General features: G+C 36.7%; 18 protein-coding genes. All 18 read right to left on the reverse strand.

From position 1 onward, the window contains the following. Positions 1-61: 61 nt before the first annotated feature. A complete protein-coding gene (locus K7G93_RS06310; protein WP_115323063.1) occupies positions 62-1222 on the reverse strand; it encodes an ATP-grasp domain-containing protein in 1161 nt (386 codons plus the stop codon). 9 nt (positions 1223-1231) lie between these two features. Next, the gene (locus K7G93_RS06315; protein ID WP_160531277.1) at positions 1232-1972 is read right to left on the reverse strand and encodes an esterase family protein; all 741 of its coding nucleotides are present in this window, start codon (positions 1970-1972) and stop codon (positions 1232-1234) included. Between the two features lies 1 nt (position 1973). Next, positions 1974-2798, reverse strand: a complete 825-nt coding sequence (locus tag K7G93_RS06320) for an alpha/beta hydrolase (protein WP_226690693.1) — start codon at positions 2796-2798, stop codon at positions 1974-1976. Positions 2799-2928: 130 nt separating this feature from the next. Continuing rightward, on the reverse strand, positions 2929-3540 hold the full coding sequence (locus tag K7G93_RS06325; RefSeq protein ID WP_226690692.1) for a YfgM family protein: 612 nt from the start codon (positions 3538-3540) through the stop codon (positions 2929-2931). 18 nt (positions 3541-3558) lie between these two features. Then, the gene (gene hisS, locus K7G93_RS06330) at positions 3559-4830 is read right to left on the reverse strand and encodes a histidine--tRNA ligase (RefSeq protein WP_191134392.1); all 1272 of its coding nucleotides are present in this window, start codon (positions 4828-4830) and stop codon (positions 3559-3561) included. Positions 4831-4861: 31 nt separating this feature from the next. After that, entirely contained in the window at positions 4862-5965 is a 1104-nt protein-coding gene (gene ispG, locus K7G93_RS06335) for a flavodoxin-dependent (E)-4-hydroxy-3-methylbut-2-enyl-diphosphate synthase (protein WP_115323068.1), read from the reverse strand. 26 nt (positions 5966-5991) lie between these two features. Beyond that, a complete protein-coding gene (locus tag K7G93_RS06340) occupies positions 5992-6945 on the reverse strand; it encodes a RodZ domain-containing protein (RefSeq protein WP_115323069.1) in 954 nt (317 codons plus the stop codon). 114 nt (positions 6946-7059) lie between these two features. After that, positions 7060-7611, reverse strand: a complete 552-nt coding sequence (gene pilW, locus K7G93_RS06345) for a type IV pilus biogenesis/stability protein PilW (protein WP_049216286.1) — start codon at positions 7609-7611, stop codon at positions 7060-7062. Between the two features lie 35 nt (positions 7612-7646). Next, positions 7647-8822 (reverse strand): dual-specificity RNA methyltransferase RlmN, encoded by a 1176-nt coding sequence (gene rlmN / locus K7G93_RS06350; RefSeq protein ID WP_226690691.1) that lies wholly within the window; start codon positions 8820-8822, stop codon positions 7647-7649. Positions 8823-9002: 180 nt separating this feature from the next. Further along, positions 9003-11909: a tetratricopeptide repeat protein gene (locus K7G93_RS06355; RefSeq protein WP_228400332.1), complete on the reverse strand. Its 2907-nt coding sequence runs from the start codon at positions 11907-11909 to the stop codon at positions 9003-9005. A 118-nt stretch (positions 11910-12027) separates the two neighbouring features. Then, positions 12028-13269 carry an AI-2E family transporter gene (locus tag K7G93_RS06360; RefSeq protein WP_226690415.1) on the reverse strand — a complete coding sequence of 414 codons (1242 nt, stop codon included), beginning with the start codon at positions 13267-13269 and terminating at the stop codon, positions 12028-12030. Then, entirely contained in the window at positions 13269-13607 is a 339-nt protein-coding gene (glnB, locus tag K7G93_RS06365) for a nitrogen regulatory protein P-II (RefSeq protein WP_226690414.1), read from the reverse strand. The genes K7G93_RS06360 and glnB overlap by 1 nt, the downstream gene beginning before the upstream one ends. 26 nt (positions 13608-13633) lie before the next feature. Further along, positions 13634-14221: a molybdopterin adenylyltransferase gene (mog, locus tag K7G93_RS06370; RefSeq protein WP_226690413.1), complete on the reverse strand. Its 588-nt coding sequence runs from the start codon at positions 14219-14221 to the stop codon at positions 13634-13636. Positions 14222-14239: 18 nt separating this feature from the next. Continuing rightward, positions 14240-15169 (reverse strand): phosphatidate cytidylyltransferase, encoded by a 930-nt coding sequence (locus K7G93_RS06375; RefSeq protein WP_049215208.1) that lies wholly within the window; start codon positions 15167-15169, stop codon positions 14240-14242. Position 15170: 1 nt separating this feature from the next. Then, positions 15171-15800, reverse strand: coding sequence for a lysophospholipid acyltransferase family protein (locus K7G93_RS06380; protein WP_191134388.1), 630 nt, complete (start codon positions 15798-15800; stop codon positions 15171-15173). Next, a complete protein-coding gene (locus K7G93_RS06385; RefSeq protein WP_226690412.1) occupies positions 15790-16476 on the reverse strand; it encodes a CDP-alcohol phosphatidyltransferase family protein in 687 nt (228 codons plus the stop codon). The genes K7G93_RS06380 and K7G93_RS06385 overlap by 11 nt, the downstream gene beginning before the upstream one ends. A gap of 15 nt (positions 16477-16491) precedes the next feature. Continuing rightward, complete coding sequence (locus K7G93_RS06390; protein ID WP_115323075.1) at positions 16492-18348, reverse strand: SLC13 family permease; 1857 nt, start codon at positions 18346-18348, stop codon at positions 16492-16494. Between the two features lie 31 nt (positions 18349-18379). Beyond that, a complete protein-coding gene (gene rnhB / locus K7G93_RS06395) occupies positions 18380-18973 on the reverse strand; it encodes a ribonuclease HII (RefSeq protein WP_226690411.1) in 594 nt (197 codons plus the stop codon). Positions 18974-18975 lie beyond the last annotated feature (2 nt).

Consider the following 18975-nt stretch of genomic DNA (forward strand, 5'->3'; position numbering starts at 1 on the left):
AAATAAAAAGAATACTTAAAAATAACAATGCCCAAAAATATTTGGGCATTCTATTTTAATTTCAAGCACGTAAATAAATTGCTTGCATAACTTCATTGGCTAATGTTTGGCTCTCTGCTTTAACAATATAAACAACATCTCCTTGCAAATCAGCAAAGGCTCTTGGTGTTTCAAGTTTTGCGATAATATATTGCCCATATTTTTGATAAAGCTCCTGCTCAGAATAAGAATAATGAATATCGTAACGCCTTGATTGAGCAACACAGACTGTTTCATCGAATACAACCACTTTTTCTTGATTACCTAATACAGCCTTACCATATTCTTTATATAAGTCAATTTGATATGCCATATTATAGATATCCAGAATATAAGAACCTGGTGGACGATTATTGTATTCAATCACAACATATTCATCATTTGGTAATCTAAAAAACTCCAAATGGAAAAAACGCTCTTTCATACCAAAAGCTTGTGTAATAGCTTTACCATATTTTCTTAACTTTTCATCTGGCGCTTTAACAACATAATAACCAATATCATGTTCTCTCTTAAATAACTCCATTGGACTAATGGTATAAACTAAACTCGTTTCAAATAGAATATTTCCATACTGATCTAATAAGCCATCATATGTAATAATATCCCCTTCGACAAAAGGCTCTAAAAAATAATCCAATCCTTGCCATTGCTGTTTAAACGCAATAACATCCTGTTTTGATGCCAATTTAAATGTACCGCCTGCGCCTACACCAATATCAGGCTTCGCAATCAATGGTAATCCTAACTTTTTCACTGCATTATCAAGTTCTTTTTCCGTCCTAACTAATGCACCTTCTACAACAGGCACAGGGATAGACTGAAAAATTTTCTTCATCTCTGACTTGCGCTTTGTTTTTAACAAGTCATCTGATTTCAAACCAACAACATTAAACTGTTCTCGCAACAATACATCATTGTTGAGCCAATGTTCATTCTGCGATTCGATACGATCAATCGGACCATGTTTATAAAATAAAAAAGCAACAGCCCTTTTTACTTCATCAATATCTTCAAGATTATTGACTCTAAAATATTCAGTTAAAGAAGCACGTAAATTTTCAGGTAACTGCTCATAAGGCTCTTGCCCTATTCCCAATACATTGATACCTAACTCATGCATTTTGATAGAAAATGTTTGGAAATTAGGTGGATAATAAGGTGACATGACGATGTAATTCATAGAACACTCCTAAAAGTGAAGTTTACTTAAGAAATAAGGCATTTGGATACGCCACCAATCCCAATCATGCGCAACATCATGCCCCCAAATATCGAACCATGCAGGAATATGCTTCGCAGCAAATGCTTTTTGTAATTCATAAAATGAAGGCAAGCCATCTTGTTCCCAAGCACCAAGACCTGTACAAATAATAATATCCGCCTCACGATATTGATTTAAAAACCATTCATCTTGCTGTAACCACACATTTTGGCTAGGAGAATTCCGATAGACTAGTGAGTCATCACCATAATCACCAACAAAATAACGCACATCATAGACACCACTTAAAGCAATGACTTTGCTGAATACATCAGGATGTTGTAAAAAGGCATTTACTGCATGAAAACCACCCATGCTACATCCTGTCGCCATCATTGAGTCAAAAAATTGCGTATGATGTTTAATAAAAGGAATGGCTTCTTCAATTAAGTATTTTTCATAAGCAGTATGCATTTGAGCACGATCATGAGGTGATTTCCAATTGGCTAACCAACTTTCACTATCCACGCTCGATAAAGTAAAAAACTGCACTTTACCCTGATTAATAAAATGCTGACAAGCGTCAATCATACCAAAATCAGCGTATTCATTATGTGTGCCACCCGAACTGGGAAAAACTAAAATAGGTAGACCTGTATGACCATAGCGATTTAACTTCATCTCTCTCTGGAGATGACCACTATAGTGGCTTAAATGTTCAAAATGCATATTACCAATCCTTACTTAAAAAAGATAAACAATCTGGAAGATGTTGTGCCCATTGTGTTTCTGAATGAATACCGTTTGCAATAATTTCAAGCTTTATTTGATCTATTGGCATTCCTTTTTTTAATAAAGTTTGATAATAACTTAATGATGCATCAATATACAATTGCTTTATATTATCTGTCGTAAACTGACTATCTGTATCATCACCTTCTTGTGTCCCTACTTGAATATAAATCTTTTGACTAAAATCTAAATCATGGCTATCAAAATAAATTTGAAAGTCTTTTGGTGTTAGCCAGCTAGCAGATGAGAAAATACCTAAACGTCCAATATAACTTGCGTACTCTACCCCCATAAACTGAGTAATATTGCCACCTAATGAGCTACCTATCATTGCAGTATACTCTTTCTGGGGTTTAGTACGATACGTGCTATTTATAAAGGGTATAACAACCTGAATAATAAAATCTGCATACTCTTTACCTTTTCCACCAATATTATCTTTTCCTGAATAGACATTTGAATCAAATTGCCAAGTAGAATATTCATTTACTCTATTAGCACCATCATTATCAATGCCAACTATAATCATATCGGCTAACTCAACATTATTTTTAACTAAAGGAATTGTCTTCCATGAGTGTGCACTAAAAGACTCTTTACTATAAAACACATTTTGTCCATCATGCATATAAACAACTGGATAATATTGACTTAAATTTAGTGCATAATTTTTTGGCAATAACACGCGAATGCGTCTAGAAAGAGATTGATAAGGAACGGGAAGTTGATGGTGTTCAAGAGGTAAATAAAACTGCATGTCCATTTTTTATTAATTTATTCTTACAATACAAAAAATGGCAATATAGCATAAAAACAGTACAAAATGTGAATGGGATTTTATCTCATAAAAAATCCCCAAAAAAATTTGGGGATTTTTTTCAACATAATGAAAACTACAAATTATTCAACCGCACTTGTAGCCATTGTGCCTCTAAATTAGACGCATGCTGTAAAGCTTGTTCATAACTAGCTTTTGCCGCAACTTTATCACCTTTCGCCAATAAAATATCACCAGTTAATAAACTTTTTCGGCTATCCCAACTTGTTTCTTTCACTAGCTTCAAACTTTCTAGCGCAGCATCAAATGCTTGTTGTTGAAATTGTACGGAGGCTAGACGTAGAGCACTAATTGAAGATAGTGTTTGATCCGTGGATTGTGCTAATGCTTGCTTCAACGATTGCTCTGCTTGGACAAAATCTTTCTTTTCAACCTCTAATTTTGCCTTTTCCAATAAAGCTAAAACAGCATAACTTGTTTTATGATTCGCCTGTACAAATTGGTCAATTTGCGCACTTTTAGTTACAATATCTTGTGAACTATAAACCACCTGCTCATAAAGTGATGACATTTGTTGAGTCTTATTGATTTGATAACTTTGCCAATAATTCCAACCAAATACCCCCGCAAAGGCAACAACAACTGAAGCAATTAGGGTTTTATAATTTTCTGCCCACCACGCCTTAATTTCATTTAGCTCTTGTTCTTCTTCTGGTGTATAAGCCATTTTATTCTTTCCTCTTGCTTAAAAATGATTCTTAATGTAATCAACAACATCAACCAATGCAAGTGTTTGTTGTTCTGTGCCACTGAGTAAATCCTTCACTACAACTTGCTGGTTTTGCACTTCACTTTCCCCAATGACTAATGCTAGTGTCGCCCCGCTTTTATCTGCACGTTTAAATTGCTTTTTAAAGTTGCCACCGCTGCAATGTAACATTGTACGTAAATGTGGTAATGCTGTACGAATTGTTTCAGCTAATTGAAAAGCTGCTAGTGTTGTCCCTTCGCCTTGATACACGAGATAAATATCTACTGCTTTCGGTAGTTCAATTGCTTCATTGACCTCTTGAACTAATAAAACCAAACGTTCTAAACCCATTGCAAAACCAACACCACAAGCAGCATGACCACCGAGCTGTTCGACCAAACCATCATAACGTCCACCACCACAAACTGTGCCTTGTGCACCTAATGCAGAAGTCACCCATTCGAATACAGTTTTATTATAATAATCAAGGCCACGAACTAACTTTGGATTTATTTCATATTGAATACCCACAGCATCAAGTAGGCTACATAATTGAGTAAAGTGCTCACGACTCTCGTCATCTAAATAATCTAATAATTTAGGCGCATCATTTAGTACTTCTTGCAATGCTTGATTTTTAGTGTCCAGAATCCGTAATGGATTTTTTTCTAAACGTTCTTTTTCTTCATCGCTGAGTAAATCAACATATTGTTGTAAAAATACCACTAATGCTGAACGATAATTTTTACGGGCTTCTAATGAGCCAATAGAGTTTAGCTGCAAAGTAACATGCTCAGAAATCCCCAACTCGCGCCATAACCGTGCTGTCAAGATAATTAACTCCGCATCAATTTCTGGATTAGCGATACCAAACACTTCAACGCCCGCTTGATGGAATTGGCGATAACGTCCCTTTTGAGGGCGCTCATGGCGAAACATTGGTCCCATATACCATAAGCGTTGTTCATTATTATAAATCCAACCATGTTCAATAGCTGCACGCACACAACCTGCCGTTCCTTCTGGACGTAAAGTCAACTGTTCATCATTATCCCAAAACGTATACATTTCTTTAGACACGACATCAGTTACTTCACCAATCGCACGTGCAAATAAAGGCGTACTTTCTACAATAGGCATACGAACTTCGGAATAACCATAATTTTGTAAAACTGACCGCACTTTTCCTTCTACCCATTGCCATAATGGGCTTTCAGTCGGTGAACAGTCATTCATACCACGAATTGCTTGAATTGTTTTTGCCACAATAATATGTCCTACTTTTTCTCTTGTTATTTTAAATAATCCTATTTTTTGGATCTTGTGCGGCAACACGCGCACGAATTTTCGCTTCTAATTGGTTTATCAAATCATCATTATCAAAACGTTCTTTTTGACGTTCGCCATCTAAATAGTAACCACTTTTCTTATTACCGCCTGTCACACCTAAATCAGAGACGAGAGCCTCACCTGGTCCATTTACCACACAACCGATAATGGACACATCCATTGGTGTAGTAATATCTTCAAGACGCTGCTCTAGTGCATTTACAGTACCAATAACATCAAATTCTTGACGTGAGCAAGTAGGACAAGCAATAAAGTTGATACCACGTGAACGTATTCTGAGCGATTTCAAAATATCAAAACCAACTTTGATCTCCTCTACTGGATCTGCTGCTAATGATACACGTAAAGTATCACCTATTCCCTCAGCTAAAAGCATACCTAATCCAACCGCACTTTTTACTGCACCAGCACGTGCACCACCAGCTTCTGTAATTCCTAAGTGTAATGGTTGTTTAATTGCTTTTGCTAATAAACGATAAGATTCAACTGCTAAAAAAACATCCGAGGCTTTAACACTCACCTTAAATTGATCAAAGTTTAAGCGATCCAAAATCTCAACATGACGTAATGCAGATTCTAATAATGCCTCTGGTGTTGGTTCGCCATACTTTTCTTGTAAATCTTTTTCAAGGGAGCCAGCATTTACACCAATACGAATAGGGATATTATTATCACGAGCACAATCTACTACTGCTCGAATACGATCCTCTCGACCGATATTACCTGGATTAATACGTAAACAATCCACTCCATACTCAGCGACTTTTAATGCAATACGATAATCAAAATGAATATCGGCTACTAAAGGTACATTCACTTGTTGCTTAATCAATTTAAATGCTTCAGCCGCATCCATCGTTGGTACCGAAACACGTACAATATCTGCTCCAACACGTTCAAGGGCTTTAATTTGTGCAACAGTTGCCTCTACATCAGTTGTACGAGTATTTGTCATCGACTGTACTGCAATAGGAGCATCACCACCAATAGGCACACTACCGACATAAATTTTGCTTGATTCTCTGCGTTTAATAGTTGGTTTTGCTAACATTTTGCTTTGCTACCCTATGTTCCACATTATTGCAATTGTGGTAATTTAAATCTTGCTACTCGCCCATCTACTTTTAAAGGATAGACTTCTCCTTTATAAGTAATCTTCACATGGCTTGGTGCACCAATAATAAGCGAATAAGTAATATTATCATTAAAGCTTAATGTATCGCCCTCTTTATATTCTTTTTGTGCAAGCACTTTACCTTGCTCATTTTGCACACTAATCCAACAAGGACCTGTTACCTCAATATAAAGTTCATTTTGCTCTGTTAAAATAAGCTCATTATCTACGATAGTCTTATCTGCTTTTTCATCTAATTTATCCATTTCTGCTTTTAACACACCAGCAGACGTGATTGGTTGAATATCTTGTGTGTTATCTACAGGCATACTCACTGAGTGCATAGGAGTTTCTATTGAGGAAATTGCTACTGTTTCTGAGCCAATCTCTACAGGGGGGCTAGCTGAAATAGCAGAAGTTGTAGTTGTATAACTTTCAATAGGGAACGCTTTTGGTGTAGTTTCAACATAACTCTGCACTAAATTATCACGTTCAGCATTAGATTGTTTGTAGTTTTCCCACCACCAAAGACCCGTCATCCCAGCAACAACTAGGAGCACTAATAGGCTTAGCCAACCAATCCAATGGTTATGTGAGGAATAATGATTAACAGCTCTAGTAGCTCGTGCATTTTTACCTAAATCATTTTTATAATCTTCACCAAAACGGGCATGAACCCAGACTGACTCTGGTAGTTTCAAAAATTTTGCATAACTGCGCACGTAGCCTTTCATAAAAGCGGCAGGAATAGCACTTTGTACTAATTCATTATTTTCAATTAATTGTAGAATCGAGGGTTTAAGTGCAATTTTTTTAGACACGTCTTCAAGAGATAGATTGAGAGCCTCACGAGCTTGACGAAATTGCTCACCGAGAGTCGGTTCGTTAGGTCCAATATTATTTGTCGCAGTATTCATTTAGCACCATCGAGTTATACAAAATTCAAAAGGTAAAGTTTAAAGTTGTAAGATGCCTTTTGCAATAGTAATTATATAGATAACTATACCTAATCTAGGTTTTTAGAAAATTTACTAATTGTATGCTAATAAACGAAGAAGTCTTTGTGCTCTAGCCGCATCAATTTTTGCTAATAACAGTAAATTATGTTGATAACGTTCACTATCTTTTGCAGAAAACGCACAGAGGATTAAATTTTCATAAGTATCTGCTTGTTGATAATAATGTTTTATGTTTAAAGCTTCATGGAATTGCTTATAAGCCTGCTCAAACGCGCCTTGTTTACACAAAAAAACACCATAATTATTCAACACATCACCTTGCTGATGATCTAAATTAATCGCATTTAGATAGGATTGATTCGCTAATTCAAATGCACCTTGTTCCTGATAAAAATACGCTAACGCAGAATGTACTAAATAATAATGAGGTGCATAAGACAATGCTTTATCGAAATTGAGCTTAGCTTGTGTAAATTGATGTTCGGCTAGATAACCTAATCCTAGTTCAATACGTGCTTTTGCTGCCAACTGCTTATTAAATACTGTTGTATGTGTTTGAGAAACACAGGCAAAAAGAAAAAGAGAAAAAACATTTACTATCCATAATTTAAAATTGCGAGTCATTTTTTCTCCTTTTATATTTTGATACGTTGACTTACTTAGTGATTACGTACCTCAATTTCTTGTCCAAATTGCTTTTTCTGTGCCGTACGTTTCGTGCGGTCAATAACATCACCCGCAAGTTGACCACAAGCAGCATCAATATCATCCCCACGTGTTTTACGAATAATTACGGTAAAGCCATATTCCATTAATGTTTTTTGGAAACGATCAATACGCGTATTTGAGCTTTTCGCATAAGGTGCTTCTGGGAATGGGTTCCACGGAATCAAATTGATCTTACTTGGCGTATTTTTCAATACTTGCGCAAGCTGATGTGCGTGTTCAACCGAGTCATTCACGTGATCTAACATCACATATTCAATCGTCACTTTGCCGTGGTTTGCATTAGAAACACTGAGATAACGATTTACAGAATCAATTAATGCCTTGATATTATATTTTTTATTAATCGGCACAATTTCATCACGTAGCTCATCGTTTGGTGCGTGTAATGAAATCGCAAGCGCCACATCAATCATTTCACTTAATTTATCTAAAGCAGGGACAACACCTGAAGTTGAAAGTGTGACACGACGTTTTGATAAACCATAAGCAAAATCATCCAACATAATTTCCATTGCTGGCACTACGTTTGCCACGTTTAACAACGGCTCACCCATTCCCATCATGACCACGTTAGTGATTGGTCGAACACCAGTCACACCAAAGTTACCAATGATTTTTGATGCGCGCCATACCTGACCGATAATTTCAGATACCGTTAAGTTGCGGTTAAAACCTTGCTGTGCAGTTGAACAGAAAGTACAAGCTAACGCACAGCCCACCTGTGAAGATACACATAATGTCGCGCGATCCGCTTCTGGAATATATACAGTTTCCACTTGCTGATCGCCCACTTGCATTGCCCATTTGATCGTACCATCTGCAGAGCGTTGTTCCACGGCTACTTCTGGTGCTTTAATTTCAGCAACTTGTTTTAATTTATCTCTTAACTTTTTGTTAATATTGGTCATATTGTCGAAGTTGTCTTCGCCAAAATGATAAATCCATTTTACTAATTGATCGGCACGAAACGGTTTTTCGCCCAACTCTTTGAAAAACTCACGCATTTGTTGACGCGTTAAGTTCATTAAATTGATTTTTTTCGCTGGTTCTGCTGACACATCAACAGTTTTTACTGCATTTTCAGCACAAGTTTGTTGTTCTAACATAGAGCCTCGTTGTTACACATTGCGGCATTGATAATCGCCTCTAAAAAATGAGTTGCGATTGTACAGAGTTAGTACGCATTAATCTAGCAATTTCGCCAAACTCTGTAAAAAAACACCGCACTTTTTTGCGATCTCGATCGAGAAAGAAAAAAGTACGGTGTGTTTTAAGAAAGTTTTATCTTACGCTTTCGGTCGGAAAGGATTGTCAGAAATACGCACTTTTTTACTGTCGCCTAATGCTTTAATAAAAAAGCTCTCGAATTCTCTAGCACCTACTGATAAATACACTTTTTCGATGGCATTTTTCACATCAACGGGATATTCCACATACATGGATTTGGCTGCAATATCTGTTTTAATCTTTTCATTTTCTTGAACTAATGATCGAATTGATATCATTCTACATTCTTGTTCTTCTTCAAATGCATAATGTTTAACTAAATACTGCAGAGGTAAGAGAATATATTGAATAACTTCTGAAACATTTGACTTAAACTTTTTAGTTCTTGAAATTCTATTCAAAATAGTAATTAATTGTTTTAATAATTTTCCTAATTCTTTCTCTTTTTTGGAAAATGACTTCTGATAATTCATCCATCTTCTATCTGCATCTGGTTTTCTTTGTCTATAAAAAGTTGCTTTTGTTCGTTTTGCTATAGAGATATAACCATTTTGGGGATCAAGATAAATACAACGATATAAAGATAGAGACTTATGTGGCTCCTCTTGCCTGTCTACCATGTTATTTTTTATATCTACTTCACATACACTATGAAAAATTTGTTCTGAATTATTGTTAAAAAATCGATTGACATTGAAAACCAAACTAACGCCTGATGCTTCTCGTCCCTCATCTTTTCCATATAATCGAAACTGGTTTAGACTATCGTGATTGAAAGTAAAACAGCTAACAAATGCTGATTGATCTTTTTTACCAACAATTTCTTTTAATCCTAAAAATTCATAAAGAATACAACCTTCTTTTGGATCATTTACGCCTTGAATTGTATTTAATCTAAAGAGCTTTCTTTTCTCTACGTTTTTTTGTTGTGACATTGAATTCACAATTAGATCAAAAGCAACACTGGGGCGAGTATAATGAGCGACCTCAAGGCAATCATCGTTATCTGAGTTGCTAGAATCAACATGCAAAATAGATAATATTTTTCTAATAATAAAATGTAACTCAAACAATTTTGAGTGATATTTTGGTTCTAGCTTAAAGATTCTTAAACAAACTTGTGCCAAAGAATATATACTATCCTCATGCGAAATCGCACTATAAGCCTCTATTGCCTTATCCTGTTCACCTTTTTCTTTGAAAATACCTGCTAAATTAAATTGTGCTTTCGCATAAACCCCTAGGTTATCCTCACGTGAAATCGCACTATAAGCCTCTATTGCCTTATCCTTGTCACCTTTTTCTGAAAAAATACGTGCAACATCAAATTGTGCGTAAGCATAAAATTTTGAACTATCTTCACGTAAAATGGTGCGGTAAATCTCTATCGCTTTATCCTGTTCACCTTTTTCTTTGAAAATACGTGCTAAATTAAATTGTGCTTTCGCATACGCTTCTCGACTATCCTCACGTGAAATCGCACTATAAGCCTCTATTGCCTTATCCTTGTCACCTTTTTCTGAAAAAATACGTGCTAAATTAAATTGTGCTTTCGCATAAGTTTCTTGGTCATCCTCACGTGAAATCGCACTATAAGTCTCTATCGCCTTATCGAGATCTCCTTTTTCTCTCAAAATACGTGCAACATCAAATTGTGCGTAAGCATAAAATTTTGAACTATCTTCACGTAAAATGGTGCGGTAAATCTCTATCGCTTTATCCTGTTCACCTTTTTCTTTGAAAATACGTGCTAAATTAAATTGTGCTTTCGCATACGCTTCTCGACTATCCTCACGTGAAATCGCACTATAAGCCTCTATTGCCTTATCCTTGTCACCTTTTTCTGAAAAAATACGTGCTAAATTAAATTGTGCTTTCGCATAAGTTTCTTGGTCATCCTCACGTGAAATCGCACTATAAGTCTCTATCGCCTTATCGAGATCTCCTTTTTCTCTCAAAATACGTGCAACATCAAATTGTGCGTAAGCATAAAATTTTGAACTATCTTCACGTAAAATGGTGCGGTAAATCTCTATCGCTTTATCCTGTTCACTTTGTCCTTCCAAAATACGTGCTAAATTCCCTTGTGCTTTAGCATACGCTTCTCGACTATCCTCACGTGAAATCGCACTATAAGCCTCTATTGCCTTATCCTTGTCACCTTTTTCTGAAAAAATACGTGCTAAATTAAATTGTGCGTAAGCATAAGTTTCTTGGTCATCCTCACGTGAAATCGCACTATAAGTCTCTATCGCCTTATCGAGATCTCCTTTTTCTCTCAAAATACGTGCAACATCAAATTGTGCGTAAGCATAAAATTTTGAACTATCTTCACGTAAAATGGTGCGGTAAATCTCTATCGCTTTATCCTGTTCACTTTGTCCTTCCAAAATACGTGCTAAATTCCCTTGTGCTTGAGCATACGCTTCTCGACTATCCTCACGTGAAATCGCACTATAAGCCTCTATTGCCTTATCCTTGTCACCTTTTTCTGAAAAAATACGTGCTAAATTAAATTGTGCGTAAGCATAAGTTTCTTGGTCATCCTCACGTGAAATCGCACTATAAGTCTCTATCGCCTTATCGAGATCTCCTTTTTCTCTCAAAATACGTGCAACATCAAATTGTGCGTAAGCATAAAATTTTGAACTATCTTCACGTAAAATGGTGCGGTAAATCTCTATCGCTTTATCCTGTTCACTTTGTCCTTCCAAAATACGTGCTAAATTCCCTTGTGCTTGAGCATACGCTTCTCGGCCATCTTCACGTGAAATGGAGCTGTAAGTCTCTATCGCTTTATCCTGTTCACCTTTTTCTTCAAAAATACGTGCTAAATTCAATTGAGCTTGGGAATAGTAAGTCTTATCTTGCAGATTAATTTTATTGAATAACTCAATCGCTTTTTCAAAATTTCCATCATCATATGCTTGTTTAGCTTTGGCAAAATACTGTTTAGATTCAGTCATAATTACTCCCTCAATTATTTGAACTTAAGATGATATTTTCACAATTGCTTACAGACTTTAAACAAACACCGCACTTTTTACTAATAGAGAAAGTGCGGTGTGTTTTTAATAAGTTTTGTTATTTTTGATCTGCGGCTTTGGCGATGGCTTGGATTTCGGCTTTTGCATCCGCAATCACACCTGCAATGGCTTCGTTTTTGGCTTCTTCTTTTGCAGTGGCGATCGCTTCTGCGATTTCTTCCGCATTTTCTTCCCATTCAGCCTGCTCTTTCATTCGCTCGGCGACTTCTTGTTTGGCGTCGATAATCTCACGATTAATGTCTTTCACATCACCTAATAAAATTGCATATTTAACTGTTTCAGGGCTCGCTTCAAGGGCAATTTTTAGTACCATTGTAAGTGGTACAGAAAGCAACATTCCTACTGTACCTAACAACCAGCCCCAGAATAACAAAGAAAGGAAAACCACAAGAGTAGATAAACCTAACGTACGCCCCATCATTTTAGGCTCAAGAATATTACCCACAATCATATTGATTGCTCCAACGCCAATAGCAACACCTAATCCAGTAGGAAAGCCATTGAGTAGTAAGGCTTGCACAACGATGGGTACTGCAGCAATGATTGAGCCGATATTGGGAATATAATTTAAGATAAAACTTAGGGTTGCCCATAAAATCGCATATTGTACATCAGTGAGTTCAAGTAGAATATAAACACAAATACCTGTTAATAAACTAGTTAAAGTTTTTACTCCCAGATAACTAATCACACCTTGTAAAATACGGTTGATATGATGTTCTTCACGATGAATATTCCGTACATCAGAGCTAAAAACTAGCGCTAATTTATGTTTTGCAAATGGTGCCTCACTTAACATAAAAATAACAACTAGAAATAATACAAATACATTAGTTACAACTCCTGAAAAACTCAGTAATGTACTACTCACTAAATTCATAATGACACTAGGATCCATATATTCCATTGCTCGCTCAACAGAAAGATCCAAAGGAATATTCCATTTCTTGGCTAAAATAATGACACTGGCAATACGTTCGGATAATAAAAGACGATATTGTGGAATAGATTGGGTAAATTCTCGTGCAGTACTATTAATCAAACCTAATAAGAAGAAAAACACAAATAAGATCATAATGAGAAGCAATGTAATCGCCAACCAATGAGGTACTTTTCTATTCGTCATAAATCGAATAATAGGAGAACAAATAATGGCGATAAAAAGTGATAATAAGAACGGGATCGCAATTTCACTAGCAACTTTCACCCCAGCTAAAATAATCACAATTGATGCTAAAGCAACTAATACTTTTAAGATCGGAGAATCCACTTTGATCATTAAATTGCATCCTCATTTTCTTCACCAGTACGGATACGGATAACACGCTCAACATCATAAACAAAAATCTTGCCGTCACCAATTTTGCCTGTTTGTGCTGTTTCAATAATCGCTTCAATACATTGTTCTACTTGTTCATCTGACACAACAATTTCCATTTTTACTTTAGGCAAAAAATCCACCATATACTCTGCACCACGATATAGCTCAGTATGCCCTTTTTGCCGACCAAAACCACGCACTTCGGTGACTGTCATTCCCGTAATACCAATATCTGACAAACTTTCACGCACATCATCAAGTTTGAAAGGTTTAATAATTGCTTCGATTTTTTTCATAAAACTTTCCTATTTCTGACCGCACTTTAGTAGCTTTCACGGCGTGCCGATTTCGGTCTAAAACTTTCAATCACTTCGGGTTTAGTATCAATATAAATGCCATCAATCAGTTGTAAACAATAAGGTACTGCGCTAAAGATCCCTTTCACTAGCACTTTGCCTTCAACATCTTTCACGCCTTCTAAGGTTTCTTGAATTGCTTTTGGTTGACCCGGTAAATTGAGAATCAAACTATTTTTACGGATTACACCGACTTGGCGAGATAAAATTGCTGTTGGCACAAAATGTAAGCTAACTTGACGCATTTGCTCCCCAAAACCTGGCATTTCACGATCCGCTACGGCTAAAGTTGCATCAGGGGTTACATCACGTTTTGCTGGACCTGTTCCACCTGTTGTCAAGACCAAATGACAATGGCAATCATCTACTAACTCACATAAAGTTTTTTCAATTTGCTCTTGCTCATCTGGAATCAAACGCGTCTCAACCTCGAATGGCTCACATAATGCCTTGGCTAACCATGACTGTAATTCTGGAATCCCTTGATCTTGATAAACCCCTTGCGAGGCACGATCAGACACTGAAACTAAACCAATCTTTAAAAGTGCGGTCATTTTTCCCTCTTTTTATCATTAAACCCAATAATATCTGACAACATGAAAAAAAATTGGTGCAGCAAAACATAGGCTATCCATCCTATCTAACATTCCTCCATGCCCACTAATCATGTTACCCCAATCCTTGACTCCCATACTGCGTTTAATCGCAGACATAACCAGCCCGCCTAAAAAGCCCATCAAGCAAATTAATAAGCTAATTAAGATAGCTTGAATAGGCGTAAACGGTGTTAACCAATATAGTAATCCACCTAGAATTGATGCACTAATCACACCGCCAACAAAGCCTTCGACTGTTTTTGATGGTGATAATGTTGGAGCAATTTTATGTTTACCAAACAATTTGCCCCAAACATATTGCAGCACATCACTTGCTTGTACGACTAAAATTAAGAAAATCATCAGTAACAAATGCTTACCTTCAAAGCCTGCAATGTCTAATGTTAAAATAGCGGGGATATGTGAAATACAAAAAACAGAAATCATAATCGCCCACTGTACTTTAGTTGAGCGATCTAAGAAATGTGATGCATCGCCTAACAACGCAGATAAAATCGGTAAAAATAGGAACGCATAAACAGGAATAAAAATAGTAAACATACTAAACCAATCAATCGCGATAAAATAATATTGCACAGGCAATATCACATAAAAACACGCAGCTAACGCAAGATGATCACCACGACGAATATAAATTAAAGAGAGGAACTCACGTAATGCCATAAAAGAAATTAAGAAAAATAAAGCAATGACACCATAAAAACCCATAAAAGCGGCAGTAAAAATGATTAAAATCATTACCCACCATGCATTAATACGTGCATTGAGATTATCAATCACAGTATGTGGTGTTGAAAAGCCTACTTTCCATTTAAGTGCATAGCCAATAGATGATGCAATAATAAGTGTAAAAATTAATCCCCAGAAGAGTTGCCACATTTCCATTTTATTCTCCTTTATGCTTTGGATTTAATGCTAACAAGGCTTTTTCTGCACGCATTAAAAAATCGCCCTTTTCCTCACCTTGTTGATAACATAATGGTTCACCCAAATATAAATCACACAACAATGGAATAGGTAGAATAAAACCTTTTGGTAACACATTATGCATATTACTAATCCAAACAGGTATCAGTTCTAAATCAGGATTCTGTTTAGCAACATGATATAATCCACTTTTAAACGGTTGTAGCTGGACATCATCATCGGTTTTACGGGTGCCCTCAGGGAAAATAATCAACGAACTTTCTTGCAGTACTTCACTGATCTTATCTGTAATCGCTTTAGGATCATTACCACCACGCTCGATCAATAACATATTAAATACTTTCTCAGCTAAGAAGCGACGTACTTTGCCTTTACTCCAGTAATCAGCTCCTGCAACAGGTCGTGTATTTTTACGCACCTCATAGGGTAGAGATACCCACAATAAAATAAAATCGCCATGACTATTATGATTAGCATAATACAAACGATTTTTACCGATTGCTTGTTGTGAGATATTTTTTTGCGCTCGAACCCCTGTAATAAAAGAAGTAAAGCGACAAAGAATAAAATCGATAAGTTTAGCGAGCATTGTCTTCTCCTTGTTGAATACTAGTTGGTGTATCAAATGCAGCCGCTTTTTGAAGATTGTCTGCTGAGTTAAATCGAGGTAGCTCAGCTAATCCACTTCGAACACGTTTCACACAAGTTAGTACGAGCAATACAATCACACCCCAAGCAACCCAATATAACCAATCAGGTAATTGTGGTAAAAAAGTATACACTAAACCAAGTAGTCCAAATAAAAAAGCTCGGTCACTTTTACCTAACGGACCATCATAACGACGTGTTTGCCCCTGAACTTGCCCTAACACACCGCAAAATTCAGTGAGCGCAGACAACCAAATAATCAAACCTATTAATAGGGGATCGAAAGGTGCAATAAGTGCAAATGGCAAATATAACGCAGCATCAGAAACCACATCCGTTACTTCATTTAAATAACCACCCAAACGTGATTTTTGATTAAACTCACGTGCCAGCATGCCATCAATCGCATTCAATGCCATTCGTACGAATAACCAAATTGGGATCAAAATAAACAACCAATGTACCCAAGCTAGGGTGCTTAATAAGCTCCCTAACACGACTGAAATAGCGCAAGCAAGCAAAGTCACTTGATTAGCCGTTACACCTCGATTTGCTAATTTAACTACTGAAGGGCGCAGTATATTTTGAAATTTTGGCTTTAAATCATAAATACTCATTTTTCCCTCCTCTACTTAGAACGGAAACAATAAAGGAATTAAAAATACACTCACTACCATCACTAATAAAGTAAAAGGCACCCCAACTTTAACAAAGTCTGCAAACTTATAGCCACCTGGACCAAGCACCATTGTATTGACAGGCGAGGAAACGGGGGTCATAAATGCCGCAGAGGCTGCTACAGCAATAATCATAGCAAATGGCATAGGTGAAACCTGTAATTGATGGGCAATCGTAATTGCAATAGGCGCCATTAAAATAGCAGTTGCAGTATTAGAAATAAATAAACTCACGGCAGCACAAAGCAAGAATAAGCTGACTAACACAGCATGTAATCCCAATCCGCCTACCGCCTCTAGCATTAATTTTACAGCTAAATCTACCCCACCCGTTTTTTGTAAAGCAATAGAAAATGGCATCATGCCGACAATGAGGACTAAGCTAGACCAATGAATAGATTCATAAGCACTTTTACCATCAACACAACGAAAATAACCTAGCATTAAACAAGCAATCAACGCAGCAATCACATTGGGGACAACGCCTGTTACCATCAATACGACCATTGTCAAAATTGAAAATACTGCATGTGGTGCTTGGCTTGCAGCAGGTACAGCCCGTTCTATTTCTAACGGATAATTGAGAACATAAAAATCTTTAGTATGATGTTGCATTTGCTCAATCGCCTTCCAATCACCAACTACTAAAATTAGATCACCTAAAGAATAGCTTACTTCAGAAAAATTCCCCGTAAGTACTTCACCATCACGTTTTACACCAACAACATTTAAACCAAATTGTGAACGGAAACGTAATTCTGCAGTCGTCTTACCAATACAGTCCGAATCAGGCACTAAGGTAATTTCGGCCATGCCAATAGATTTTGCTTGCTGAGAAAAATTCTGTGTTCTAATTTCAGCCATTTCTAACTGGTTTTCTTGACAAAATTGTTCCAGATCGAGATCTGGATCACTAATATCCATCAATAAAATATCTTTCTCACGCACTTCAGATGTCCCTAATGCGGCAATAAAACTTGGTCTGAAGCGTTTCCAACGCTCAATTGCTAAGACGTTTAAGCCATAACTAGAACGTAAATGCAATTCATCTAAGGTTTTACCAATAAATACAGAGCCTTTTTTGACCACAAGACGTTTGGTCCGCTCACGCAAGCCATATTCATCAATCAGATCGTTCATAGAACGTCTACTTGTATCTTTTGTTGTAGTTTCATTAGGTTCAGTGAGCCAACGACGTGCCACTAACATATACAAAATCCCCATAGTAAGCACAACTAACCCTATAGGCGTAAAATCAAAAAATTTAAAACGAAACTCTGTATTACGGATTAATTCAGCATTGACTACAAGATTAGGCGCTGTAGCAATTAAAGTCATCATGCCACTAATAAGACCTGCCACACTCAGCGGCATCATAAGACGTTTTGGAGAAATGTTCATTTGCTGACAAATGACTAATACCACAGGAATGAAAATGGCAACAATTCCTGTTGAGCTCATAAATGACCCTAAAATTGCAACAGCCAACATCAATAAAATCAGCACTTTCGTTTCATTATTGTTAGAGGCTTTCAATAGCCACTCACTTACTTGGTAAGCTATTCCTGTTCGTACTATCCCTTCTCCAACAATAAACAACAACGCAATTAAAATGACATTTGGATCACTAAAGCCTGCTAGTACTTCATTAACTGTCAAAATCCCACTTAAGGAAAATGCAACTATCACTAGTAAAGCAACCACATCCATACGGATTTTATTACGTACAAATAATATAATGGCACCCAATAAAAGTGCTAACACCCAGAATAATGGGCTTCCCCATAGTTCATTTTGCAAGCTGAGATCCACGATGCACTCCCCTAGTTAACTTGTTGATTAATTATACATTATCGAATAGTTTTCGCACAGGGGCAAAGCTACGTCTATGCTGAGGTAAAGGCCCAAATTCCGCAAGTTTTTCTAAATGCAATTTGGTTGGATAACCTTTATGTTGTGCAAACGCATATTGTGGATATTGTTGATCGAGTTCTTTCATCTCCTGATCTCTCGCAACTTTAGCCAAAATTGAAGCAGCACTGATTTCTGCCACAAGACTATCACCTTTCACAATGGCTTGTGCTGATATTTCTAAATTTGGTACACGATTACCATCAACTAAAACCAAGTGTGGTGAAATTTTTAAATTTTCTACCGCTCTTTGCATCGCTAGCATCGTAGCATGTAAAATATTCAGCTCATCAATTTCTTCAGGCTCTGCACGCCCTAAGCTCCAAGCCAGCGCTTTTTGCTTAATTTCCTCTGCTAACAATAAGCGTTTTTTTTCAGATAATTTCTTGGAATCTTTTAATCCCTCGATTCGCTTATTAGGATCTAAAATAACAGCGGCTGTAACCACTGGACCAACAAGAGGACCTCGCCCTACCTCATCAACACCTGCAATTAACTCAACTCCCACAGGGTATTTAAATTCCATAC

Origin of the sequence: Pasteurella canis (assembly GCF_020810675.1) — a bacterium.
Taxonomy (GTDB): domain Bacteria; phylum Pseudomonadota; class Gammaproteobacteria; order Enterobacterales; family Pasteurellaceae; genus Pasteurella; species Pasteurella canis.

Bases quoted from the DNA above. Each gene is read 5' to 3' on its own strand.
- K7G93_RS06310 (WP_115323063.1), bottom strand. From the start codon at position 1,222: ATGAATTACATCGTCATGTCACCTTATTATCCACCTAATTTCCAAACA.
- K7G93_RS06315 (WP_160531277.1), bottom strand. From the start codon at position 1,972: ATGCATTTTGAACATTTAAGCCACTATAGTGGTCATCTCCAGAGAGAG.
- K7G93_RS06320 (WP_226690693.1), bottom strand. From the start codon at position 2,798: ATGGACATGCAGTTTTATTTACCTCTTGAACACCATCAACTTCCCGTT.
- K7G93_RS06325 (WP_226690692.1), bottom strand. From the start codon at position 3,540: ATGGCTTATACACCAGAAGAAGAACAAGAGCTAAATGAAATTAAGGCG.
- ispG (WP_115323068.1), bottom strand. From the start codon at position 5,965: ATGTTAGCAAAACCAACTATTAAACGCAGAGAATCAAGCAAAATTTAT.
- K7G93_RS06340 (WP_115323069.1), bottom strand. From the start codon at position 6,945: ATGAATACTGCGACAAATAATATTGGACCTAACGAACCGACTCTCGGT.
- pilW (WP_049216286.1), bottom strand. From the start codon at position 7,611: ATGACTCGCAATTTTAAATTATGGATAGTAAATGTTTTTTCTCTTTTT.
- rlmN (WP_226690691.1), bottom strand. From the start codon at position 8,822: ATGTTAGAACAACAAACTTGTGCTGAAAATGCAGTAAAAACTGTTGAT.
- K7G93_RS06355 (WP_228400332.1), bottom strand. From the start codon at position 11,909: ATGACTGAATCTAAACAGTATTTTGCCAAAGCTAAACAAGCATATGAT.
- K7G93_RS06360 (WP_226690415.1), bottom strand. From the start codon at position 13,269: ATGATCAAAGTGGATTCTCCGATCTTAAAAGTATTAGTTGCTTTAGCA.
- glnB (WP_226690414.1), bottom strand. From the start codon at position 13,607: ATGAAAAAAATCGAAGCAATTATTAAACCTTTCAAACTTGATGATGTG.
- mog (WP_226690413.1), bottom strand. From the start codon at position 14,221: ATGACCGCACTTTTAAAGATTGGTTTAGTTTCAGTGTCTGATCGTGCC.
- K7G93_RS06375 (WP_049215208.1), bottom strand. From the start codon at position 15,169: ATGGAAATGTGGCAACTCTTCTGGGGATTAATTTTTACACTTATTATT.
- K7G93_RS06380 (WP_191134388.1), bottom strand. From the start codon at position 15,800: ATGCTCGCTAAACTTATCGATTTTATTCTTTGTCGCTTTACTTCTTTT.
- K7G93_RS06385 (WP_226690412.1), bottom strand. From the start codon at position 16,476: ATGAGTATTTATGATTTAAAGCCAAAATTTCAAAATATACTGCGCCCT.
- rnhB (WP_226690411.1), bottom strand. From the start codon at position 18,973: ATGGAATTTAAATACCCTGTGGGAGTTGAGTTAATTGCAGGTGTTGAT.